The sequence below is a fragment of the Azospirillum sp. 11R-A genome (genome assembly GCF_049472615.1).
Taxonomy (GTDB): Bacteria; Pseudomonadota; Alphaproteobacteria; order Azospirillales; family Azospirillaceae; genus Azospirillum; species Azospirillum palustre.
In genome coordinates this window covers 1-21,898 of record NZ_JBCEBL010000021.1, presented here as the reverse complement: position 1 = coordinate 21,898, position 21,898 = coordinate 1, and the positions used below count along the sequence as shown (strand labels likewise).

Sequence of the window (21,898 nt, the reverse complement as noted above, 5' to 3'; positions counted from 1 at the left end):
AATCGCAATGACCGATGCAACCATAGTGTGCGGCGCATCGGCAAGCAGGATTGCCTCCTGACCGGCCCGGCAGGCTGAAAATGTTGCGCCCGCCCGGACGAACCGGACGGGCGCGGCAGAGAATGGCCGGGAAACGGACGGCTGGCGTTCAGCGGCACAGTCCGGGGCACAGGACCCGGCGGACGGAGTTGGCGGCCAGGATCACCGCCTCCTCCGCCTTGCGGACATGGTGGGTCATGCTGGCGAAGGAGTGGGGAAGAGTGTCATGCAGGACCAGCCGGTGCGGGATTCGTGCCTGCTCCAGCCGCTGGGCGAGCCGCAGGCTGTCGTCGCGCAGGCAATCCAGCCCGGCGGCGGCAATGTGCAGCGCCGGCAAACCGCGCAGATCGGCGAGCAGCGGAGCCGCCGCGGGGTCGCGGCTGATCCCGCCATGGCCGAGATACTGCCGCCAGTACCAGCGCATCCGTTCCGTTGTCAGGCCGAAGCGTCCGTCGCCGAACAGCCGGTGCGATTCGGTGTCGAAATCATGGGCGAACATGCCGTAGAGCAGCAGGACGAAGGACAGCGGCGGCCCCGGCTCGTCCCGCGCATCGAGGGCGAGGCCGAGCGCCAGATTGGCACCCGCGGAATCGCCACCGGCGGCGATCCGCTCCGGGTCGAGGCCATGGCCGGCCCCATGGCGGACCACCCAGCGCAGGGCGGCCAACGCCTCCCCCCGCTGATGGGGAAAGCGCCGCTCCGGTGCGAGGCTGTAGGCGACGGCGCAGACCACGGCACCGCTGTGCCGGGCCAACAAACGCAGCAGCCGGTCGTGGGTGTCGATGGAATTGACCACGAAGCCGCCGCCATGGAAGTAGATCAGCACCGGCAAGGGCCTGCCATCCTCCGGCGCGCCCGGCGGCCGGATCAGGCGCAGACGCAAAGGCCCTGCCGGGCCGTCCGTCACCACCTCCCGCACATCGGCGGGCAGCGCCGCGGGCAGCGCCGGGCCGTTGAGGAAGACATGGTAGCGCTCCGCCGCGGCACGCGCCTCGGCCAGCGGCTGGCGCAGCGGATCGGCGGGAACGAGGCCGGCGCGGGCCGCCAGCGCGCCCAGCTCCACCACCTGCGGATCGGGCAGATGTCGCTGAAAAGGCAGGACGGTGTCCGGCATCGCCTCTCTCCCCAAGGTCAGAGGATGTAGGACATGACAAGGTACAGCACCGCCTCGCCATCGCCGGAATTGCGGTAGCGGTGGGGAACGTCGGCCTCGAACAGGATCGAGTCGCCCTCCTCCAGCCGGTGCTCGCCGTCGGCGGTGGCGATGTCGACCTGCCCGCGGCCGACCAGGATGTTTTCGACGGTGCCGGGGGAGTGGCCGTCGGCGGACTCGTCGGCGCCGGGCGATAGGCGCAGTTCGTAGAACTCCACCTGCCGCTCGCCCTTCAGCGGGAACAGGGCGCGGGAGGTGAACAGGCCGTCGCGGGAGGTCAGGCTGCGCTGCTCGGCCCGCCGGATCACCGTGGTGCCGGCGTCGCCTCCGGTACTGAGCAGGCTGGAAAATGACAGGTCCAGCGCCTTGGCGACCGTCCACAAGGTGCCGATGTCGGGCCGGTGTCGTCCCTCTTCGATGGCCATCAGGATGTGCGGGTCGCTACCGGACAGCTGTGCCAGCCCGTCCACCGACAGCCCCTGCCGCCGGCGGAGGCCACGCAGATTGTCCCCGATCACCCCGACCAGATGGTTGAGAGACGGCGGGGCGGAGTGTTGAGCAGTGTCGATCGTCATGGCTCCGTTCTCCTGCGGCACGAATGTCCGGAGCGACACGGCTCGCCCCGACGGATCGGGGGAGATTGAACATCACATTTTCCTACTTTTCAAGTAGGGAAATTCATATTTGAGTGTTAATTGCCGATGTGGTCGTTATTTATTACATTATAAAATAGTTTAATTATGCAGATCTGCCATAAAGCAAAGTACCCCGCCCGTCCGGATGGCCGGATAGGCGGGGCGCTGGGCGGATCGGAAACGGACAGCTTGCTGTCCAGGCGATTACGGCAGGGCGGCGTCGGACGCGTGGGCCTTCACCTCGTGACGATGACGCTCGGCGAAACGCTCCAATGTGCGGCGTGCGGCGTCGAAGGCGTCCCGGATGGCCGCATCGGCGCTCTCGTGGCCATGACCGCCGGATTTGTCGCTGCGCACGACCAGTTCCTCTCCGGGAACGGTCAGGGCGACCTGGACGGTGTACTGCTTGCCCTGATGCTGGTGGCGGTGGGGAACTTCGAAGACCACGCGTTTGGACAGGATGTTTCCGAAATAGCGGTCGAGCTTGTCGGCATGCTCGCGGATCGAATGCTCCAGGGCGGGAGAGGGGTCGATGTTGCGGAAGGCGATCTGCAACGGTTGACGCATGACCATGCTCCTTGTTCTACGCGCGGGGCGCGCGGCGCCTGGGCCGCCCTCCCCGCGGGGCCCGCCCCATCCGCCGGCCAGCCGGTGAGGGGCGGGCGAAGGGGCTTGGTGATCCCAGGATCGCACAGCGGCGGAATCCTGCATTAACCTGCATCAATGCGGCCCTCGGGTGCCGGATGTAGACTCCCGCCCGTTTTCCAGCCCAAGCCTCAAGTCAGGCCGATCAGGCGGATCAGGGTCAGGCTGATCGTACCCAGCGCCAGCAGGGAAAGCACCACCGCCGCCGTCACCCGTCCGCCCGCCCGCGCCACCGTCCGCACATCGACCCCCAGCCCCAGCGCCGCCATCGACACCACCGTCAGCAGGGTGGCCGCGTGCTCCATCGCCAGCAGGGCGGTATGCGGGATGAGATCGAACGAGCGTAGGGCGATCATCGCCAGGAAGCCCTGGATGAACCACGGCACCAGATGATGGACCGGCGGGCGGGGCCGGCCTCGACGCGGCGCGCCGGCATCGGCGCCTACCGAGTCTCCACCCAGCCGGGGTGCCAGCAGCGATAGCAGCAGGCAGACCGGCCCGAGCATCAGCACCCGCACCAGCTTCACCAGCGTGCCGACCTGCACGGCGGTGGCGCCCAGTGGGGCGGCGGCAGCGATCACCTGCGGCACGGCATAGACGGTCAGTCCCGCCAGCGCGCCATACTGAACCCCGCTCAGCCGCAACCCGATGCCCAGCAGCGGCAGGCCAAGCACGACGGCCACGCCCAGCACGGCGGTGAAGGCGATGGAGGCGGCGACGTCGTCGCTGTGCGCATCGATCACCGGCGCCACCGCGGCAATGGCCGAATTGCCGCAGATGGCGTTGCCGCAGGCCACCAGCACCGCCATGCGCACCGGCAGACCGAGCAGCCTCCCGATCCCGAATCCCGCAAGCAGCGCCAGCGCCACCACGCCTGCAATGCCCAGCAGCAGGGCCGGCCCGGCCGACAGGATGGTCGCGGCGCTGACCGAGGCCCCCAGCAGGACCACCGCCACCTCCAGCAGGATTTTGGCGGAAAAGGCGATGCCCGGTTGCCAGCTTGCGGACGGCGCCCAGGCAGTGCGGAACGTGGTGCCGATCAGGATCGCCAGCACCAGCGCCTCGATCCACGCCTCGCCGAACAGCGCCACCTCCGCCCTCGCCACGGCGAAGGCGAGTGCGGTAACGGCGACGCACAGCGCAAGACCGGGCAGAAGGCTGCGAATTTGGAAAAGCATGGGCTTTCCCGGCACCGCCTTTGCGGGTGCCGCGGTATCGGGGATCATGGGACGGGTCTCCGGAAGCGGTTGGGACCGGAAAAACACCGTTCCCATACGTAAAATTATGGAGACCGCTTCCGATCACATCCAACACAAAGATGTGATGCGTTCGATAAATTGAACTTATGGATCAGGCCGGCAGGCAGTCGTCGAATTCAGGAACCTGCCACGGCCCGCCGAGATCGGCATTGCGCAGCAGCAGAACCAATTCCTCGCGCGAGCGGGTGACGGCGGTGTAGAGCCAGCGCCAGCGATGCTCCCGGAAGGCTGCCGAATCGTCCACCACGGTGACCGACGGGAATTCCGACCCCTGCGAGGCATGGCAGGTGATCAGCCACGCCCAGTCGTAAAGCTGGATGTCCTTGCCCACCCGCGGCTGGACCATCCCCTCGGTGTAGTGGGCCTGAAACATCCAGGGATGGACGATCAGCTTGCTGCGCGACCGCACCTCGTCCTCCATCTGCACGCCGAGCGACCACAGGCCGGCATCGCGGCCCTGCGCCTCGGCGGCCGGCCGGGTCAGGGCCCCGATCATGCCGTTGAACAGCCCCTCGTCCTTCTGGTTGCGCCGGCAGATGACCCGCTCCCCCGCCTGCGGCATCGTGGAGTCATGGCCCAGCAGCGTGCGCATGCGCTTGGTGTAGGTGGTGCGGACGCGGTGGGTGCCGCAGATCGCCTGTGACGACTGCCGCATCACCAGCGACTGGGTGCGGTGCTCCAGCGGCAGGACATGGACCTTGCCGACGGAGCCGAAGCGCCGCGGCATCTCCTGTCGGCGCAGAAGATGGGCCAGCCGGATCACCGGGCTTTCGCGGGCGGTGCGGTGCGGCTCTGTCAGGCGGAAATCCGGCTCCCCGCTGGTAAACAGCCCCTGACCGGAGACCGGCGGCAGCTGGTAATCGTCGGCGATGACGAGGATCTTCTTGCCGGTCCGCATCAGGTCGCGCGCCAGATCGTCGCCGATCATCGACCCCTCGTCGCAGACGATCAGGTCGGCGTCGGCCACCGGCCCGTCGTTGCGGCGGGCGAAGATCAGTTCGCCGCTATCGCCGTCCTTGCGCGGGGCGTAGAGCAGCGAATGCAGGGTCGCCGCCCCGTCGATGCCCTTCTGGCGCAGCACCTGGGCGGCCTTGCCGGTGGGGGCGCCCACCACATAGTCGGTCAGCCGGCGACGTTCGAGCAGATGCTCCAGCGCGAAGACGGTGGTCTTGGTCTTGCCGGTCCCGGCCTCCCCGGCCAGCCAGAAGACCTGCTGGGCGTCGTCGTCCTTGTACCAGGCGTCGATCGCCTGGATGGCGCGATGCTGTTCGTCGGTCGGGCTATCGGACTGCATTGGATCGAACCGGGATCAAACCATGAATGAAGACGGCACAGTAGCCCGCCCGCCCACCGCCGGTCCATAGAACTTCGCCGCGGCGACACCATCTCCTCCGGGACCATGGTTGCAAAGGATCCGGTACGCATGCGCAATCCCTATTGGCAGGGTCCGGCGACGTCGAATTTCGACGGGCTGCGCTTCTTCAATCCGGGCGAACCGGAAACCGACCGCGGCCTGCGCGAACTGCTTCGCTGGCAATTCGGGCGGAAGGCGGTCAAATGGCCGCGGCAGGTGGCGGTGACGCCGGCGATGCCGGCACGGCACGTCGCGGGCCTCCGCGTGACGGTGGTTGGACATGTCACCACTTTGGTCCAGGCGGCCGGGCTGAACATCCTGACCGACCCGGTCTGGTCCGACCGCGCCAGCCCGGTGCGCTTCGCCGGGCCGAAGCGGGTCACCGCACCGGGCATCCGCTTCCACGATTTGCCGAAGATCGACGCGGTCCTGGTGTCGCACAACCATTACGACCATCTCGACGTGGCGACGCTGAAGCGCCTGCACCGGCGCGACGCGCCACTGATGGTCACGCCGCTCGGCAACGACACCATCCTGCGCAAGCACATCCCGGGTGTGCGGGTCGCGGCGGGCGACTGGTGGAGCCGGTTCGAACTGGCGCCGGAGGCGGAGGTCCACATCGTGCCGGCCAACCACTGGTCGTCGCGCACCGGGCGTGACCGGCGCATGGCGCTGTGGGGCGGCTTCGTCCTGCGTACCCCGGCCGGCTCGGTCTATTTCGCCGGGGACACCGGCTATGGCAGCGGAGCGGCCTTCCGCGCCATCGGCGAACGGCTGGGGGCCTGCGATCTGGGGCTGATTCCCATCGGCGCCTATGACCCGCGCTGGTTCATGTCCGCCCAGCATTGCGACCCGGACGAAGCGGTGCGGATCATGCTGGACATCGGGGCGAGGAAGGCCGTCGGCATCCATTGGGGAACCTTCGCCCTGACCGACGAAGCGCGGGACGAGCCGCCGCAGCTGCTGCGCGCCGCGCTGGCCACCCACGGCATCGACCCTGCCCGCTTCGAAGTGGGGCACCCGGGGACGGTGGTGGACGGCTGACAGGAGAGCCGAACCTGACGGTTGGGTCCGCCGCATGCGTGCTGGACCATAAGCCGGCGGCCACGGTTCCGCCTGAAGGGCGTTCCACCATCGCCGCCGATGGCGGCGGCGCGGCGCTGAGCGCCGGCACCGCCGCCAGAGTGCCTGAACCGGGACTTGCTCAGGCCGGGGTCGGCGCCTGCTCCGGCAGGACGCCGGAAGACTTCAGTTCGCGCCAGAAGTCGGCGGGGATCGGTTGGCCCATCAGCGTCACATTCTCATGCACGCGCGCCGGGTTCTTGGTGCCGGGAATAACAGAAGCGACGACCGGATGCGCGGCGCAGAATTGCAGGGCCGCCGCGCGCAGGTCGACACCGTGGCGCCTGGCGATCTCCGCCAGCCGGTCGCGCGCCGCCACCTTGTCGGGGGACGCCTCCTGATATTCGAAATTCCTGCCCCCGGCGATGATGCCGGAGTTGTAGGGACCGCCGACCACCACATGGACGCCACGCTCGGCACAGCGGGGAAACAGCTCGTCCAGTGCCGGCTGGTTCAGCAGGCTGTAGCGTCCGGCCAGCAGGAATACGTCGGGGTCCGCCCGCTCCAGCGCCATCACGCAGGGCTCCACCCGGTTGACGCCAAGGCCCCAGCCGCGGATCACCCCCTCCTCGCGCAGCCGGGTCAAGGCGACGGCGGCGCCCTTCATGGCGGTGTCGAACACCTCCAGCCAGCGGTCGCCATGGGCGTCCTCGGCGCAGTCGTGGATATAGGCGATGTCGATGCGCGCCATGCCAAGCCGCTGCAGGCTGTCCTCGATGGAGCGGCGCACGCCGTCGGCGGTGTAGTCGTAATCGACGCGGAACGGCAGGCCCTTCACGAAGGGGCCATGCTGACCGCCCTTGCTGGCATCGGCGCGCAGCAGCCGGCCGACCTTGGTCGACAGGACGAACCCGTCGCGCGGACGGCTGCGCAGGACATGGCCGAACCGGTGTTCGGAAATGCCGGGACCATATTCGGGGGCCGTATCGAAATAGCGGATGCCGGCGTCCCAGGCGGCGTCGAGGGTTGCCGCGGCCGTCTCGTCGGTCACCTCCTCGAACATGTTGCCCAGGGGCGCTCCGCCGAAGCCGAGCGGGCCGGGCGGGGCGAAATGCGTGCTGTCTGACATTGGAAAACCTCTCCGTCGCTGGCACCGTTCGATGCACCCGCTCAACACCGCGCCTCAAGGGGCCGTTCCTGATCCAGGCGGCCTCTGCCGACTGTCCAGCCGGCGCTTGACTGGCATTTACGGCATGCCCAGCTTGCTACGCGGACTGGACGGGGATCGGGACGTAGATGGCGATGGGGGCGGACGAAAACACGGAAATCCTTGGCGAGGCCCGTCGAATCCTTGCCGCCGGGGACGAGGGCGCGCTGGCGCCCCCGGCAACGCTCGGCGATCTGGCGGACTTGCTCGCCGACACCTTCGACGAGAGCTACACTGCCGAACGGGTGCTGGCCCTGCTGACGCCCGCAAGACGCCGCGCTCTGAAAAGCCGCTTCGTCTCCACCGACGAGAGCGGAGGTGCTGAGGTCTGGCTGCCGGCCGACGTGCTGGACCGGTTGCGCGATGTCGCCGACACGCCGCTCGACGCCATCCGCGCCCTGCTGGACAGCGGGCGCGGCTTGCCGGAACCGGGCAGCGAGGAGCATTGCCGCAAGCGCCGCTGCGCGCCCCAGTTGCTGCTGTCCGACCCCGGTGCCTGGCAGTGCCGGACTTGCGGCCTGACCGGACGGGCCGACCTGCCGCCAAACCCCATCGTTGCCGGCCACCTGACCGACCAGCGAAGCCGCATCGCCGAGCTGCACGCCCTGGCCGCCGCGATCCATGAGGGCTGGGGCGCCGGCGAGCGCTTCACCGTCGCCGATGCCGCGGCGAAGCGCCTGCCCGGCATCCCGGCCGACCGCGACCGGCTGAAGTCTCTGCTTGCCGACCTTCTGCGCGACGGGCTGCTGGAAGAGGCGCCCGGCCCGCGCGGTGGCGCCGGTTACCGCGTGCTGGAGGAGCCGCCGGACTGGATCGCCGACGCCATGGCCGAACGCCGCCGGCAACGGGAAGCGGAGGCGCGCGTTCGCGAGGACCGCGCCGCCGCCCTGCGCAAGGTGTTGAAGGACGGGCTGACCCACACCACCGCCGACGGAGAGCGCGTGGAGATCGTGCAGAGCGACCGAGGACTGGAACTGCGCTTTCCCGCCATCCCGTCCTGGGAATTGCGGGAGGAGATGAAGCGGCAGGGCCATTGCCGGTGGGACGGCCGGCGACGGCGCTGGTGCCGCCTGTCCCCGGTCACCAGCGTCGAGCCCTGGCTTGCGGCGGCGCTCGACGCTGGCGCCACCGTGGCGCCGCTGGGCACCGCCGACCCGGATGCCGAGGATTGGGGATACGAGGAATGGCCGGATTGATGGCGGCTCCGCCCTACAGATCGACCTCCAGCGTCACCTTCACCGGGTCGAGCACGACCATCGTCTGGAAGGACTGCACCAGCTCGTTGTCGGCGAACAGGCGGCGCGACAGCACCTCGTAGCTCGCCATGTCCGGGACCAGCAGGATCAGGACGAAACTGGCCTTCCCGGTGACGAAATAGCATTGCTGAACCTCCGGCGCCTCGCGGAACAGGCGCTTGGCGGCGGCGATGACGGGGGAGCGGTCGTTGACCGTCTGGACCTCCACCACCACCGTCACGCCCTGCCCCACCGCGGCCGGATCGACCACCGCCACATTGCGGCGAAGGATGCCGGCCGCCTCCATGCGGGCAATGCGACGCTGCACGGCCGGAGCGGAGAGATGCACCGCCTCGCCGATCTCGCGCTGTGAGGTCTTGTTGTCCAATTGCAGGATGCGCAGGATCGCGCGGTCCTGGTCGTCGAGCTGATCCGGCGGGCGAGCGATTGTTGAGCGCATGGCGGCTTCGGCGAAAGAACAGTGCGTCGGAAGCGCCAAACTTAAGCGCCCTCTGCCCCATCGTCACAGTATCTTTTCGCCCGATCCTCTTCTACCGGGAGCCCGGCATATGGCGAACGCCTCCATCGAAACGTCTGCCGCCACCCGGCCCGAACCGGCGGCGCTGCCGCTGCTGCTCCTGCTTGCCTCGCTGCTGTCGCAATATGTCGGGGCTGCGTCGGCGAAATCGCTGTTCCCGCTGGTCGGGGCAGAGGGCGTCACCGGCCTGCGGGTGGGGCTGTCGGCGCTGATGCTGATGGCGATCCTGCGCCCGTGGCGCAGCCTGCCGGGACGCGGGGATCTGCGCAACCTGCTGGTCTACGGCGCCACGCTGGGGGCGATGAACCTGTCGATCTACCGCGCGATGGAGTTGATCCCCATCGGCATCGCCATCGCCATCGAGGTGACCGGGCCGCTTGCGGTGGCGCTGCTCGGATCGCGCCGGCTGAAGGATTTCCTGTGGATCGCCTGCGCTGCGGTCGGGCTTGTCCTTCTGCTGCCGCTGCGGGAGGCCTCCAGCGCGCTGAACCCGGTGGGCGTCGCCTATGCGGCGGCGGCGGCCTTCTGCTGGGCGCTCTATATCGTGTTCGGCAAGCGCGCCTCGGCCCTGCCGGGCGGGCAGGCGGTAGCCTGGGGCATGCTGGTGGCGGCCAGCTTCACCGTCCCGCTGGGGATTTCCCATGCCGGCGCCGGGCTGCTGGTTCCGGCGGTGCTCTTCACCGGCTTGGCGGTGGCGGTGCTGTCGAGCATGGTGCCCTATCTGCTGGAGATGATGGCGCTCCGCCGCCTGCCGAGCCATGTGTTCGGCCTCGCCGTCAGCGCCTCCCCCGCCGTGGCGGCGCTGATCGGCTTCCTGATGCTGGGCGAGCGGCTGAGCGCCGTGCAGTGGGCCGCCATCGCCTGCATCATGTGCGCGTCGGCCGGCAGCGCGCTGGGCAAAGCCCGGCGTGGCCGGGAGTAACGCGCTTCTCCCGTTACACTGCCTGATTGGGCCGGTCTGGAACCGGAACATCGAGATCGAGCAGCGCCGAAGCCAGACACTTGCCATGGGCGTCGAGCGCCAGCGACCGGGTCACCCCGCCGCCCAGCGCCTGCCGCATCACGAAGTTCAGCGCGCCGATGCTGGGGATCTCGTAGCGCACCACCTCGCCATGGACGACCTCGTGGAACAGCTCCTTCACGCAGTCGGCGGTGACGTGGGCCTCGATCAGCGGATAGTCAGCCTCGTCGAAGGCGATGACGGAGATGTTGGAGATGTCGCCCTTGTCGCCGGTGCGGGAGTGGGCGATGTCGCGGAGTTTCATGTCAGGCCTCCATAAACTCGATGGCGGGCTTTGCCAGCTCGCGGGGCAGCAGGGCCGACAGCATCGCCACCACGTCCTTGGCCGACTTGGTGGCGCCACCGCCGCTGGCCGGGCCGTTGGTGTAGAGGGTCTCGACCTCGTTGCCGATGCGCCGCGCCTCCTTCAGGCTGCGGGTGCGGCCGACCACCCGCACCCGCACCTCGTATGGCTCCTGTCCACCCGCGGTGGACAGCGCGTTGCCGTGGATGGAATCGACGCCGATCAGGTCGAAGCGCAGTTCGGTCGCCTCGACGCCGGTCAGCGCCAGACGCTCGCGCACGATCTCCAGCGCCAGCCGGCCGCGCGCCAGCGCGCCGGGACCAGCGTAGGAGATCTGCCCCTCGCCGATGAAGCTGTCGATGTAGCCGACCGAGACCTTCAGTGTGGCCGGCCGCGGACGCCCGGTGGCGCCGGCCACCCGCACCCGGTCCGGCCCCTCCTGGGTGAAGCGCACCTGCGAGAAGTCGGCCACCACGTCGGGGGTGAAATAGGCGGCGGGGTCGTGGATCTCGTAGAGCAGCTGTTCCTTGCAGGTGGCGGTGGTCACCGCGCCGCCGGATCCCACCACCTTGGTGATGACGGCGCTGCCGTCCTCCCCCACCTCGGCAATGGGGAAGCCGAGCCGGGCCAGGGCGGCGACGTCCTTCACGCCGGGATCGGCGAAATAGCCGCCGGTGATCTGGCCGGCGCATTCCAGCAGATGCCCGACCACCGTTCCCTTGCCGAGCCGGTCCCAATCCTCCATCGACCAGCCGAACTCGAAGATCTGCGGGGCGAGGAACAGGGCCGGGTCGGCGACGCGGCCGGTGATGACGATGTCGGCTCCGGCCTTCAGCGCCGCGACGATGGGGGCGGCGCCGAGATAGGCGTTGGCCGAGACCAGACTGCCGGCCATCGCCGACACCGGCTCGCCGGTCTCCTCAATGCAGTGGTCGCCAGATTTCAGCGTCTCCAGCACGTCGTCGCCGGACACGGCGGCGATCTTCAGCCCCTCCAGGCCGAGCGACCGGGCGATGTCCCGCGTCTTCGCCGCGGCGGCGGCCGGGTTGGCCGCCCCCATGTTGGTAACGATGCGGATGCCCTTCTCATGGCACGGCCGCAGCACCGCCAGCATGCGCTCCGCCAGCAGGGGATCGTAGCCCTGCGCCGGGTCCTTCAGCTTGGCGCCCTGGGCGATGGCGATGGTGCGCTCCGCCAGGCATTCGAAGACGAGATACTGGATGTCACCCTTCTCGGCCAGTTCAACGGCCGGCTCGATGCGGTCGCCCGAATAGCCGGCGCCCGATCCGATGCGGATGGTCTTCATGATGGTACTCCTGTGTGCGGACCCCCTTGGGCCCGCGTCAGAAGGGGATGACCCCGAGGATGGCCGCGGCGACGGTCATGACGACCGAGGCGGCGAACAGATAGGGGATCGAGAATTTCTGATGCTCGCCCAGCCCGATGCCGCACAGGCCGACGACCAGGAAGGTGGCGGGGGTGAGCGGGCTGACCGGGAAACCGACGGTCATCTGGCCGAGAACGGAGGCCTGGGCGATCTGGATCGGGTCGCCGCCCAGCGTCTTATAGACTTCGGCGATCACCGGCATCATGCCGAAATAATAGGAGTCCGGGTCGAACAGCAGGCTGAGCGGCATCGACAGGATGCCCAGCGCGAAGGGAACATGCTGCGCCATGTCCGGCGGGACGAAGGCGACGGCGGACTGGGCCATGGCCGTCAGCATCTTGGTGCCGGTCATGATGCCGGTGAAGACGCCGGCCGCCAGCAGGATGCTCGCCATCATCAGCGCCGCCTTGGCGTGGGCGTCGACGCGCTCCTTCTGCATCTTGACGTCGGGATAGTTGATCATCAGCGCCAGCACGGTGCCGACCATGAACATCACCACCGGATCGACCGCCCCCTCGATCATCACGGCCATGATGATGGCGGTGAGAACCAGATTGACCCAGAACAGCTTGGGACGGCGGATCTTGATCTGCTCCGGCGTCAGCACGCGCGGCGCCGGCCCGACCGGGGCGGCATCCACCCCCATGGCGCCGACCGACCGCGCCTCCCCCGCCGCGAGCGGCCGGGAGGACAGGCCGAGACGCCGTTCCTCGCGCTTACCGAGCAGGAAGGCGACAGTGAAGATGAACAGCAGCCCGATGCCCTGCACCGCGATCAGCGGGTTGAAGATGTCGGTCACCGGCACCTTCAGCGCGGCGGCCGACCGGATCATCGGCCCGGTCCAGGGCAGGAAATTGACGCCCGCCGCCATCGACACGCACAGCGCCAGGATGCGCTTGTCCATGCCCAGCCGGTCGTAGAGCGGCAGCATCGCCGGAATGGTGATGAGGAAGCAGACGGCGCCCGACCCGTCGAGATGGATCAGCAGGGCCAGCAGGGTGGTGCCCATGGTGATGCGTGCCGGCCGCGTGCCGACGACGCGCAGGATGCGGTCGATGATCGGGTCCATCATCCCGGCATCGGTGACGACCCCGAAGAAGATGATGGCGAAGACGAACATACCGGCGGTCGGCGCGATGGAACGGATGCCGGCGATGATGAACTTGCTGGTTTCGAGACCGAAGCCGCCCGCCAGCGCGGCGATGATCGGCACGGCGATCAGCGCGACCAGCGGCGACATCCGGTTGGTCATGATCGCCGCCAGCAGAACGACGATGGTTGCCAAGCCGAGTAACGCGAGCATGTAACCTCCTCCATGGCCGTTGTTATTGTTGTTTTCCGTCCACTGCACAATTCCTTCACGTCCGGTGAAGAAACATGGCGGAGTCCTGCGGGCGACCGGCTTCGATCCCCGAGTAACGCCGCATGAGCGGATTTCGATAAAACTGCGTCTTTTGCGAATCCGGCCGACGGAAGGACTGGCAGCGGGGCCTTTTATAAATCAGCCACTTTGCCGCACCGTGCCGAAGCGGTATCCGCGATTGACACTGTACGAACCCACAATCAGATTAGAGAAATGAATTTGTTGTATCACGGTAATTTGATTTTACTATAAGAGGCGCGCCATGCTCCAGGGAGTGAGACATATCAAGGCCTTCGTCGCTGTGGCGCGTCTGGGCAGCTTCACGAAGGCTGCGGCGGAGGTCAACCTGTCGCAGCCGGCGCTGACCGTGCAGATCCGCCAGCTCGAAGAGAGCCTGGGTGTGCGCCTGTTCGACCGCAACAAACGCCATGTCGTGCTGACCCAGGCCGGCCGCGACCTGCTCCCGGCCTTGCAGCGGGTGCTGGCCGAACTGGATGCGGTGATGAGCGTCAGCCACGATCTGGCCGGGCTGCGGCGCGGCTCGGTGTCGGTCGCCACCCTGCCGTCGGTCGCCGCCGGGCTGCTGCCCATCGCCATCCGCCGCTTCGCCGCCGACCACCCCAACATCGATGTCAGGGTCAGCGACGTCGTCGCCGAGCGGATCATCCAGCTGGTCAAGGCGGAGGAGGTCGATTTCGGCATCGGCAGCCGGGTCGGCCCCGACCGCGACGTCGAGGTGATCGATTTCCTCTGCGACCGCATGTGCGCCTTCTTCCCCGCCGACCACCCGCTGAACGGCCGGCGCCCGCTGCTGCTGAAGGACATCGTCGCCTTCCCGATGATCCTGACGGCGCGCGGCACCAGCGTGCGGTCGCTGGTCGAGCGGGCGTTGGAGAAGGAAGGGCTGGAGATCAGCCTGTCCTGCGAGGCGAACTACATGTCGACGGCGGTCGGCATGGTGCGGGCCGGGCTCGGCGTCTCGGTCCTGCCGGAATCCGCCGTCGACGCCGCCTCCTGCGAGGGCATCGTGGTGGAGCCGATCCGCACCGCCGGGCTGGTGCGCCGGATCGGCTTCATCCGCAAGACCGGCCGCTCCCTGTCGCCGGCGGCGGAGCGTTTCGCCGCCCTGCTGCGCGAGGTCGCCGGCTCGACGCTCGCCCACTTCTCCAACATGGAGGCCGCCGCGAAGCGGTAACGTGGCTGGAATAATTTTTTAACTGGATAACGTCAGTATATTACTGAAATCAGCCAATCCGATTTCAACCGCCCTCCTCTTTCGTAGTATATCAGTTGCCGCCCCCCGACGCGCGCGACATGAAGGCACCCATGAGACTCCTGGAAAATCTGACGATCCGGGCGAAGCTGACCGCATTGGTCGCCTTGTCCGTCCTGGCTCCGGCCGTGGTGATCGCCATCAGCAGCAGCTTCGCCCACCAGCGCATGATCGACGACCGCATCGACACCATCCGCTCCGCGGTGGAGATGGCGGTCGGCATGGCGAAGGGGCTGAATGCCGAAGTCGAGGCGGGAACCCTACCGCGCGAGCAGGCGCTGGCGCGCTTCCGCAACGCGGTGCATGCGATGTCCTACCATGACGGCGCCGACTATCTGTTCGCCTACGATCTCAACGGCATCGCCGTCGCCAACCCCTCCAACCACAAGGCGGTCGGCACCGACCGGATGGGGCTGCAGGACAAGGCCGGCAAGTATTTCGTCCGCGAGATCGTCGACACGCTGCGCCGGCAGGACAACGCCATCATCCATTATGTCTGGCCGAAGCTGGGGTCCGACGTCCCGCTGCTGAAGACCAACTACGTGCAGCGCTACCAGCCGCTCGGCCTGATCGTCGGTTCCGGCGTCTACACCGACGACATCGACGCCGCCTATCACGAATTCCTGACCAGGACCGGCGCCGCCACCGCCGCGCTGATTGCCGTGCTGGTACTGATCGCCTTCCTGGTCAACCGCGACATCGTGCGCTCGCTGCACCGGCTGCGCGACAAGATGACGGCGCTCGCCGCCGGCGACATGGGCGTCACTTTCCCGGAAGCGACGCGGCGGAACGAGATCGGCGGCATGACGCAGGCGCTTCAGGTGTTCAAGGAGAATGCCCAGGCCAAGGCCAGCCTGGAAGCCAGCCAAGCCGAGCAGGCGGAGCGTGCCGCAGCCGAGAAGCGGGAGGCGATGACAATGCTCGCCAGCCATTTCGAACAGACCGTCGGCAACCTGATCCATGACGTCGCCGGCGAGGCGGACGCCATCGAACGGCGCGCCCAGGACATGACGCGCGCCGCCGACGAGACCGGCAGGCTGGCCGGCGCCGTCACCGCGGCGACCGAACAGACCTCGGCCAACGTCCAGACCGTCGCCGCAGCGACGGAGGAGCTGACCAGCTCGATCAACGAGATCAGCCGGCAGGTCGGCTCGTCGGCTGAGATCGCCCGCGAGGCGGTCGAGAGCGCCGAACGGGCCAACGGCAAGGTCGAGGGGCTGGCCGGCGCGGTGGAGCGGATCGGCGCCGTGGTCGGTCTGATCAACTCCATCGCCAGCCAGACCAACCTGCTGGCGCTCAACGCCACCATTGAGGCGGCCCGTGCCGGCGAAGCCGGGCGCGGCTTCGCCGTGGTGGCGAACGAGGTCAAGGCGCTCGCCAACCAGACCGCCCAGGCCACCGAGGAGATCGCCACCCAGGTCGCCGCCATCCAGGGCGAGACCACCCAGGCAGTGCGCGAGATCAGGGACGTGGCGCAGGTCATCGGCCGGGTCAACGACGTCGCCACCTCCATCGCCTCGGCGGTCGAGCAGCAGGGGGCCGCGACCCGCGAGATCAGCCGCAACATCCAGCAGGCCGCCCGGGGCAGCCACGAGGTGTCGTCCAGCATCGGCGGCGTGAACGAGGCCGCCGGGCGGAACGGCACGGTCGCCTACGAAGTGCTGGAGAATGTGCGGGAATTGTCGATGCAGACCGAAAGCCTGCGCGGCGAGGTCGGCCGCTTCCTGGCGCAGGTGCGGGCCGGCTGACCGGCCCGCAAGGCCGGCGCCTTATACCAGTCCCGGAAAGTTCCGACCTGCGGTCGGCACTTTCCGGCCCCTCAGACGCCGGGCGGCCCGCGTGCGCGGGCCTTGGCTTCGCGGGCATGTGCCCGCGCGGCCGCCGTCGCGGCCGATACCAGGGTCAAAAGTCAAAACTTTCTGACCCTGGTATTACGGCGCGGCGACGAACTCCACCCAGTTCGGCTGCTTGCCGGCCGGATAGCGGGCGAGCGTGGTCAGCGCGCCGCTGCCGCCGTCGATGCGGTAGACGGTCATGCCGTCCGACTTCTCGCCCACCGCCGCCAGGAACCGGCCGGTCGGGTCGATGTTGAAGCCGCGCGGCTGCTCCTCGGTCGCCACGCTGGCGAGCGGGGTCAGCTGGCGGCTTTCCGGGTCGATCCGGAAGGAGCGGATGGTGCTGGTCCGCCGTTCGGAGATGTAGAGGAAGCGGCCGTCCGGCGTCGTGTGGATGTCGGCGGCCCAGGGCTCGCCCTTGAAATCGGCCGGCAGGGACGGCAGACGCTGCGTCTCCGTCAGCCTGCCGGTCGCGGGGTCGTAGGCGAACACCGCGACGGCGGCGTCCAGCTCGTCCACCAGATAGAGGTGGCGGCCGTCGGGATGGAAGACGATGTGGCGCGGACCGGATTTCGCCGGCAGCGCCACCGACGGCGGATCGTTCTCGCTCAACCCTCCGGTGGCCGCGTCGAAGCGGAACTGCACCAGCCGGTCCGATCCCAGGTTGGTGGCGAAGGCGAAGCGGTTGTCGGGCGACGGCTGGATCGAATGGGCGTTCTTGCCGGTCGCCACCACCTGCTGCGGCGGTCCAACCTTGCCGTCCGGCCCGATCGGGTTGACCGCCACCTTGTCGCCGCCGTAGGACGCGCTGAACAGGTACTTGCCGCTGCGGTCGGTGACGATGTTCGCCATGCTGTCGGCCAGCGGGCCGCTGCCGAGATGGCTCAGCTTGCCGGTCGCCGCGTCGATGGCGAAGATCTGCACCTGATAGGGCTGCGAGCGCACGCCGGCATAGAGGAAGCGCCGGTCGGGACTGAGCGCCAGGGGGGTGGAGGATCCGGGCTTGTCCACCCCGACGAAGGGCGCCGTCCCCACCGGGGTCATGGCGCCGCTGTTGCCGTCCAGCCGGAAGACGCTGATGTCGTTGCTGCCGGCGTTGGACACATAAGCGAAACTGTCGGCTTGCGCCGGCACGGCTCCGACGAAGGCAGCGGAAGTCAGCAGCATCGCCAGCGCGATGCCGTAGCGGCGTCCCATGATATCCTCCCTTGTGTGGATGTCTGCCCGCCGCGGGCGCCGGTTGCTCCGGTCATCTCCGCGGCAGGAGGCTTAAGACCCAGCCTCCGGTCAGGTCACCGGCGCCGGGTTGAACAGGGTCAGCGTGTTGCGCAGGCCCCAATGGTCGGCCCAGGTCTGCTTGCGGCCGCTCGCCACCTCCAGGATCAGGCGGAACAGCTCCCAGCCCACATCCTCGATGGTGGCGTCGCCGGTGGCGATGCGGCCGGCATCGACGTCGATCAGGTCGTGCCAGCGCGAGGCCAGCTCGGTCCGCGTCGCCACCTTGATCACCGGCGCCATGGCGAGGCCGTAGGGCGTGCCGCGCCCCGTGGTGAACACCTCGATGTTGCAGCCCGATGCCAGTTGCAGCGTGCCGCAGATGAAGTCGCTGGCCGGCGTGGCGGCATAGAGCAGCCCCTTGCGGGTCGCCCGCTCGCCCGGCGACAGCACGCCGGCAATCGGGCTGGTGCCCGACTTGGCGATGGAGCCCAGCGCCTTCTCCACCACGTTGGCGAGGCCGCCCTTCTTGTTGCCGGGGGTCGGGTTGGCGCTGCGGTCGGCCGAACCGGTCTCCAGATAGTCGTCGTACCAGCGCATCTCGCGGATCAGCGCCCGGCCGGTCTCCTCGTCGATGGCACGCGGGGTCAGCAGATGGATGGCGTCGCGCACCTCCGTCACTTCGGAGAACATGACCGTCGCCCCGGCCCGCACCAGCAGGTCGGCGGCATAGCCCAGCGCCGGGTTGGCGGTCACGCCGGAAAAGGCGTCGCTGCCGCCGCATTGCAGCCCGACGACGAGGTCCGACGCCGGGCAGGTCTCGCGCCGCCGCTCGTTGAGCTGGGACAGCCGGCGGTCCGCCATCTCCAGGATGGAGGCGACCATGTCGCCGAAGCCCTGGTGGCGTTCGTCCTGCAAGGTGACGATGCTCGGCTCCACCCCGGCCGGCAGCAGCCGTTCCGGCTGGAGCTTCTCGCAGCCGAGCCCGACCACCATCACCGCCCCGCCCAGGTTGGGGTTGCGGGCGAGGTTCTGCAAGGTGCGGATCGGCACCGCGGCCCCCGGCGCGTTGATCGCCACGCCGCAGCCGTAGGTGTGGTTGAGGGCGACAACGTCATCGACGTTGGGGTATTTCGGCAGCAATTCCTTCTTGATCCGCTCGATGGCGAAATCCATCACCCCGGCGACGCACTGCACGCTGATGCTGATGCCCAGCACATTCTTGGTGCCGACCGTCCCGTCGGGATTGCGGTAGCCCTCGAACGTATAGCCGTCCAGCGCCGGGGCGTCGGGCGGCACGGCGGTCGCCAGCGGCAGCGTATCCAGATCCGGCGCCTGCGGCAGGCGGACCAGCGACTCCTCGATCCAGGCGCCGCGGCGAACCGGCCGGGCCGCGGTGCCGATCACCTGCCCGTAGCGGATGATCGACGCCCCTTCGTCCAGGTCGGCCAGCGCCACCTTGTGGCCCTGCGGCACGAAGTCGGTCAGGACCAGCCCACACTCGAACTCCGTCCCCGGCGGCAGCCCGCCGGAATTCACCACAATGGCGACGTTGTCCTCGGGATGGACCAGGATGTAGAGAGGCTTCTGGGTCATGGCTTGCCCTGACTGTTTGGTCGGGTTGAAGGCGTTGCGGAGCGGCTTCACCGCACCAGGCACGGCCGCTTGTTGTCGAATGTCCAGCCGGGGATCAGGTACTGCATCGCCGTGGCGTCGTCGCGCGCGCCCAGCCCGTGCCGCTTGTAGAGGTCGTGCGCCTTCGCCAGCTCGTCCATGTCGATCTCGACGCCGAGCCCCGGCCTCTGCGGCACGGCGACCAGACCGCCCTCGATGCGGAACGGCTCCTTGGTCAGGCGCTGGCCGTCCTGCCAGATCCAGTGGGTGTCGATGGCGGTGATCCGGCCCGGCGCCGCCGCGGCGACATGGGTGAACATCGCCAGCGAGATGTCGAAATGGTTGTTGGAGTGCGACCCCCAGGTCAGGCCCCATTCATGGCACATCTGGGCGACGCGGACGGACCCTTGCATGGTCCAGAAATGCGGGTCGGCCAGCGGGATGTCGACCGACTGCAACTGGATGGCATGGCCCATCTGGCGCCAATCGGTGGCGATCATGTTGGTGGCGGTCGGCAGGCCGGTGGCGCGGCGGAACTCCGCCATGACCTCGCGCCCGGAATAGCCCCGCTCGGCGCCGCAGGGATCCTCGGCATAGGCCAACACGTCGCCCTTGCCCTTGCAAAGGCGGATCGCCTCCTCCAGCGACCACGCGCCGTTGGGATCGAGCGTGACGCGGGCCTGGGGGAAGCGCTTCGCCAGCGCCGTCACCGCCTCGATCTCCTCCTCGCCGCGCAGCACGCCGCCCTTCAGCTTGAAGTCGTTGAAACCGTAGCGGTCATGCGCCGCCTCGGCCAGCCGCACCACCGAGTCGGGGGTCAGCGCCACCTCGTTGCGCAGATGGAACCAGTCGTCCTTGGCGGCCGTCTCCGCCCGGTACGGCAGGTCGGTCCTGTTGCGGTCGCCGACATAGAACAGGTAGCCCAGCATCTCCACCGCGTCTCGCTGCTGCCCCTCGCCCAACAGGGCCGCCACCGGCACCTCCAGGAACTGGCCCAGCAGGTCGAGCAGCGCCGCCTCCAGCGCCGTCACCGCATGGATGGTGATGCGCAAATCGAAGGTCTGCAAACCGCGCCCGCCGGAATCGCGGTCAGCGAAGCCACGGCGCACGCTGTTGAGGATGGCGTTCCAGGCGCCGACCGGCTGGCCGACCACCAGGGCGCGGGCATCCTCCAGCGTCTGGCGGATGCGCTCGCCGCCCGGCACCTCGCCGACGCCGGTGTGGCCGGCGCTGTCCTTCAGGATCACCACGTTGCGGGTGAAATAGGGCGCATGGGCGCCCGACAGGTTCAGCAGCATGCTGTCCTGGCCGGCGACCGGCACGACCAGCATTTCGGTGACTTTGGGCGACGACATCTGAGTGGCCATGATGCGGGGTCCGGGAAAGGCGGGAAGGACGGATCAGGCGGCTTGCAGCAGCGCCTGGGTATAGCCGAGCGCGAAGGCGAAGAAGCGTTCGCGGTCGGGATCGACCTCGGAGAAGGGCACATGGTCGGGGCAGAGGATCCCCTGGTATCCGACCTCGCGGTAGGCGCGGATGCAGGCCGCCATGTCGACCGACCCCTCGTCCGGCATCGCCTCGCGGAAGTCGAGATAGCCGCCCTTGATGTTGCGGAAATGGACCATGAAGATACGGTTCTGCGGGCCGAACTCGCGGATCGCCTCCAGCACCGTCTCGGTCGGATTGCGCGACATCTCGGCGATGGTGCCCTGGCAGAAGTTGAAGCCGAGCGACTTGCTCTCCGGCGCCAGATTGACGAAGCGCCGCAGCCCGTCGAGCGAGCCCAGCACATGGTGGACGCCGTTCAGGCCCCCCGGCGGATAGGCCGGGTCGTGCGGGTGGCAGGCCAGCTTGACACCGGCCTTCTCGGCGGTCGGCAGGATGGCCTCGACCAGATATTCGATGGCGCGCCAGCCGTCGGCCTCGCTGACGCCGCCGGCCTCGCTCGCCATCACCTGCCCGCAGGTTTCCGGCGCGCCACGTGCATCCAGCGGCGACGGCTTGGTCCCCGTCTCGTCCTCCGGCAGCACGGTTCCCCAGTAGGAGAAGCGGGCGTCGTTCTCCGCCTTGTACTCGTCGGCGCGGAAAATGCTGCACTTCATGCCGCCGCGGCCGTCGACCACGCCGGTGCGGGTGATGCCGACCATGGCGACCGTGTATTTCACCGTGTCGACCCCGCCGTCGGCGGCGGCGCGGATGTTGTGGCGCAGCCGCTCCGCGGTGGCCGCCGCCTTCTCCGGCTCCCGCAGGCTGTCGAGCAGGATGGAGCCGACGTCCAGCGCCAGACAGTCCAGCGTCAGGCCATGGCCCTCCACCCACTTGCGCTGATCGGCGACCTTGCGGCCGTCCCACAGCCCGGCCTCGACATTGTCGTCAGCCATGACCGGCGCGTTCGGCCGGCTGTCGATGACGATGCCCCGGGCGCCGAGCTGGGCGGACAGGCGCAGGCGCTTGTCGGTGGGGTTGATGAGCTGTTCGCCGATATACATGGGAAAGACCCTTTGCCAGACCGTTCTCTGCCAAACCGTTCGACGCGTACCGGGCGAGGGGCGGTAGGCCATCGACCCCCGCCCACCCCGGCCGGTCGTTACGTCTTCAGTTCCATCCGCTTGATCTCGCCGACGATGACCAGATAGCCGCCTTTATGCACCAGGGTGAATCGTCATTTGGCCGCTGAACGGGGATGTTCATCGGGAGGTTGCGAAGGCGCACGCCGTCGACGCCGCGATGATGGCGGTTTTTTGATGGGTGTGGGTTTGGTGGTTGATGGGATGGTGTGG

Annotated in this window: 19 protein-coding genes; 5 read left to right on the top strand and 14 right to left on the bottom strand. The window is 68.4% G+C overall.

Features of this window, described 5'->3' with window-relative positions:
* Positions 1–148 precede the first annotated feature (148 nt).
* The 5 genes from VH569_RS24210 to VH569_RS24190 all read right to left on the bottom strand — a co-directional run bounded on the left by VH569_RS24210 (position 149) and on the right by VH569_RS24190 (position 5,025).
* Positions 149–1,153 (bottom strand): alpha/beta hydrolase, encoded by a 1,005-nt coding sequence (locus VH569_RS24210; RefSeq protein WP_423318581.1) that lies wholly within the window; start codon positions 1,151–1,153, stop codon positions 149–151.
* A 17-nt stretch (positions 1,154–1,170) separates the two neighbouring features.
* Positions 1,171–1,767, bottom strand: a complete 597-nt coding sequence (locus VH569_RS24205; RefSeq protein ID WP_423318579.1) for a helix-turn-helix domain-containing protein — start codon at positions 1,765–1,767, stop codon at positions 1,171–1,173.
* Positions 1,768–2,031: 264 nt separating this feature from the next.
* On the bottom strand, positions 2,032–2,394 hold the full coding sequence (locus tag VH569_RS24200; protein WP_098736932.1) for an HPF/RaiA family ribosome-associated protein: 363 nt from the start codon (positions 2,392–2,394) through the stop codon (positions 2,032–2,034).
* Between the two features lie 209 nt (positions 2,395–2,603).
* Positions 2,604–3,650, bottom strand: a complete 1,047-nt coding sequence (locus tag VH569_RS24195; protein ID WP_423318577.1) for a YeiH family protein — start codon at positions 3,648–3,650, stop codon at positions 2,604–2,606.
* A 172-nt stretch (positions 3,651–3,822) separates the two neighbouring features.
* Positions 3,823–5,025 (bottom strand): ATP-dependent DNA helicase, encoded by a 1,203-nt coding sequence (locus tag VH569_RS24190; RefSeq protein ID WP_423318575.1) that lies wholly within the window; start codon positions 5,023–5,025, stop codon positions 3,823–3,825.
* Positions 5,026–5,154: 129 nt separating this feature from the next.
* Between VH569_RS24190 and VH569_RS24185 the strand changes: the two genes are divergently transcribed.
* Positions 5,155–6,129 carry an MBL fold metallo-hydrolase gene (locus VH569_RS24185; protein ID WP_423318573.1) on the top strand — a complete coding sequence of 325 codons (975 nt, stop codon included), beginning with the start codon at positions 5,155–5,157 and terminating at the stop codon, positions 6,127–6,129.
* A 160-nt stretch (positions 6,130–6,289) separates the two neighbouring features.
* On the opposite strand, the gene VH569_RS24180 is transcribed toward VH569_RS24185, so the two are convergent.
* Positions 6,290–7,276: an aldo/keto reductase gene (locus VH569_RS24180; RefSeq protein ID WP_423318571.1), complete on the bottom strand. Its 987-nt coding sequence runs from the start codon at positions 7,274–7,276 to the stop codon at positions 6,290–6,292.
* Between the two features lie 173 nt (positions 7,277–7,449).
* Between VH569_RS24180 and VH569_RS24175 the strand changes: the two genes are divergently transcribed.
* Positions 7,450–8,550, top strand: coding sequence for a hypothetical protein (locus tag VH569_RS24175; RefSeq protein WP_423318569.1), 1,101 nt, complete (start codon positions 7,450–7,452; stop codon positions 8,548–8,550).
* 13 nt (positions 8,551–8,563) lie between these two features.
* Here VH569_RS24175 and VH569_RS24170 read toward each other — a convergent pair whose 3' ends face one another.
* Positions 8,564–9,049 (bottom strand): Lrp/AsnC family transcriptional regulator, encoded by a 486-nt coding sequence (locus VH569_RS24170; protein WP_423318568.1) that lies wholly within the window; start codon positions 9,047–9,049, stop codon positions 8,564–8,566.
* A gap of 109 nt (positions 9,050–9,158) precedes the next feature.
* Here VH569_RS24170 and VH569_RS24165 point away from each other — a divergent pair, with 109 nt between their 5' ends.
* On the top strand, positions 9,159–10,049 hold the full coding sequence (locus VH569_RS24165; protein ID WP_423318566.1) for an EamA family transporter: 891 nt from the start codon (positions 9,159–9,161) through the stop codon (positions 10,047–10,049).
* Between the two features lie 13 nt (positions 10,050–10,062).
* On the opposite strand, the gene VH569_RS24160 is transcribed toward VH569_RS24165, so the two are convergent.
* Genes VH569_RS24160 through VH569_RS24150 form a run of 3 tightly spaced genes read right to left on the bottom strand, consistent with a single transcriptional unit; the run spans position 10,063 to position 13,121 of the window.
* Entirely contained in the window at positions 10,063–10,392 is a 330-nt protein-coding gene (locus VH569_RS24160; protein WP_423318564.1) for an AtuA-related protein, read from the bottom strand.
* Position 10,393: 1 nt separating this feature from the next.
* Positions 10,394–11,737, bottom strand: coding sequence for an acyclic terpene utilization AtuA family protein (locus VH569_RS24155; RefSeq protein WP_423318563.1), 1,344 nt, complete (start codon positions 11,735–11,737; stop codon positions 10,394–10,396).
* Between the two features lie 37 nt (positions 11,738–11,774).
* Positions 11,775–13,121, bottom strand: a complete 1,347-nt coding sequence (locus VH569_RS24150; protein ID WP_423318562.1) for a CitMHS family transporter — start codon at positions 13,119–13,121, stop codon at positions 11,775–11,777.
* A gap of 322 nt (positions 13,122–13,443) precedes the next feature.
* Here VH569_RS24150 and VH569_RS24145 point away from each other — a divergent pair, with 322 nt between their 5' ends.
* The gene (locus VH569_RS24145; protein WP_423318560.1) at positions 13,444–14,376 is read left to right on the top strand and encodes a LysR family transcriptional regulator; all 933 of its coding nucleotides are present in this window, start codon (positions 13,444–13,446) and stop codon (positions 14,374–14,376) included.
* A 131-nt stretch (positions 14,377–14,507) separates the two neighbouring features.
* The gene (locus VH569_RS24140) at positions 14,508–16,202 is read left to right on the top strand and encodes a methyl-accepting chemotaxis protein (protein ID WP_423318558.1); all 1,695 of its coding nucleotides are present in this window, start codon (positions 14,508–14,510) and stop codon (positions 16,200–16,202) included.
* Positions 16,203–16,385: 183 nt separating this feature from the next.
* Here VH569_RS24140 and VH569_RS24135 read toward each other — a convergent pair whose 3' ends face one another.
* From VH569_RS24135 to VH569_RS24120, 4 genes are all read right to left on the bottom strand, one after another.
* Positions 16,386–17,486: a lactonase family protein gene (locus VH569_RS24135; protein WP_423318556.1), complete on the bottom strand. Its 1,101-nt coding sequence runs from the start codon at positions 17,484–17,486 to the stop codon at positions 16,386–16,388.
* Positions 17,487–17,576: 90 nt separating this feature from the next.
* Positions 17,577–19,100, bottom strand: coding sequence for a galactarate dehydratase (garD, locus tag VH569_RS24130; protein WP_423318555.1), 1,524 nt, complete (start codon positions 19,098–19,100; stop codon positions 17,577–17,579).
* Positions 19,101–19,147: 47 nt separating this feature from the next.
* Positions 19,148–20,485 (bottom strand): glucarate dehydratase, encoded by a 1,338-nt coding sequence (gudD, locus tag VH569_RS24125; RefSeq protein WP_423318553.1) that lies wholly within the window; start codon positions 20,483–20,485, stop codon positions 19,148–19,150.
* Between the two features lie 33 nt (positions 20,486–20,518).
* Positions 20,519–21,607 (bottom strand): mannonate dehydratase, encoded by a 1,089-nt coding sequence (locus tag VH569_RS24120; RefSeq protein ID WP_423318551.1) that lies wholly within the window; start codon positions 21,605–21,607, stop codon positions 20,519–20,521.
* Positions 21,608–21,898: the final 291 nt, after the last annotated feature.

Excerpts from the sequence above, each read along its gene's own strand:
- VH569_RS24210 (WP_423318581.1), bottom strand. The coding sequence starts at position 1,153 with ATGCCGGACACCGTCCTGCCTTTTCAGCGACATCTGCCCGATCCGCAG.
- VH569_RS24185 (WP_423318573.1), top strand. The coding sequence starts at position 5,155 with ATGCGCAATCCCTATTGGCAGGGTCCGGCGACGTCGAATTTCGACGGG.
- VH569_RS24120 (WP_423318551.1), bottom strand. The coding sequence starts at position 21,607 with ATGTATATCGGCGAACAGCTCATCAACCCCACCGACAAGCGCCTGCGC.
- VH569_RS24155 (WP_423318563.1), bottom strand. The coding sequence starts at position 11,737 with ATGAAGACCATCCGCATCGGATCGGGCGCCGGCTATTCGGGCGACCGC.
- VH569_RS24140 (WP_423318558.1), top strand. The coding sequence starts at position 14,508 with ATGAGACTCCTGGAAAATCTGACGATCCGGGCGAAGCTGACCGCATTG.
- VH569_RS24165 (WP_423318566.1), top strand. The coding sequence starts at position 9,159 with ATGGCGAACGCCTCCATCGAAACGTCTGCCGCCACCCGGCCCGAACCG.
- VH569_RS24190 (WP_423318575.1), bottom strand. The coding sequence starts at position 5,025 with ATGCAGTCCGATAGCCCGACCGACGAACAGCATCGCGCCATCCAGGCG.
- VH569_RS24180 (WP_423318571.1), bottom strand. The coding sequence starts at position 7,276 with ATGTCAGACAGCACGCATTTCGCCCCGCCCGGCCCGCTCGGCTTCGGC.
- VH569_RS24175 (WP_423318569.1), top strand. The coding sequence starts at position 7,450 with ATGGGGGCGGACGAAAACACGGAAATCCTTGGCGAGGCCCGTCGAATC.
- VH569_RS24205 (WP_423318579.1), bottom strand. The coding sequence starts at position 1,767 with ATGACGATCGACACTGCTCAACACTCCGCCCCGCCGTCTCTCAACCAT.
- VH569_RS24145 (WP_423318560.1), top strand. The coding sequence starts at position 13,444 with ATGCTCCAGGGAGTGAGACATATCAAGGCCTTCGTCGCTGTGGCGCGT.
- VH569_RS24170 (WP_423318568.1), bottom strand. The coding sequence starts at position 9,049 with ATGCGCTCAACAATCGCTCGCCCGCCGGATCAGCTCGACGACCAGGAC.
- gudD (WP_423318553.1), bottom strand. The coding sequence starts at position 20,485 with ATGGCCACTCAGATGTCGTCGCCCAAAGTCACCGAAATGCTGGTCGTG.
- VH569_RS24135 (WP_423318556.1), bottom strand. The coding sequence starts at position 17,486 with ATGGGACGCCGCTACGGCATCGCGCTGGCGATGCTGCTGACTTCCGCT.
- VH569_RS24200 (WP_098736932.1), bottom strand. The coding sequence starts at position 2,394 with ATGCGTCAACCGTTGCAGATCGCCTTCCGCAACATCGACCCCTCTCCC.
- garD (WP_423318555.1), bottom strand. The coding sequence starts at position 19,100 with ATGACCCAGAAGCCTCTCTACATCCTGGTCCATCCCGAGGACAACGTC.
- VH569_RS24195 (WP_423318577.1), bottom strand. The coding sequence starts at position 3,650 with ATGCTTTTCCAAATTCGCAGCCTTCTGCCCGGTCTTGCGCTGTGCGTC.
- VH569_RS24160 (WP_423318564.1), bottom strand. The coding sequence starts at position 10,392 with ATGAAACTCCGCGACATCGCCCACTCCCGCACCGGCGACAAGGGCGAC.
- VH569_RS24150 (WP_423318562.1), bottom strand. The coding sequence starts at position 13,121 with ATGCTCGCGTTACTCGGCTTGGCAACCATCGTCGTTCTGCTGGCGGCG.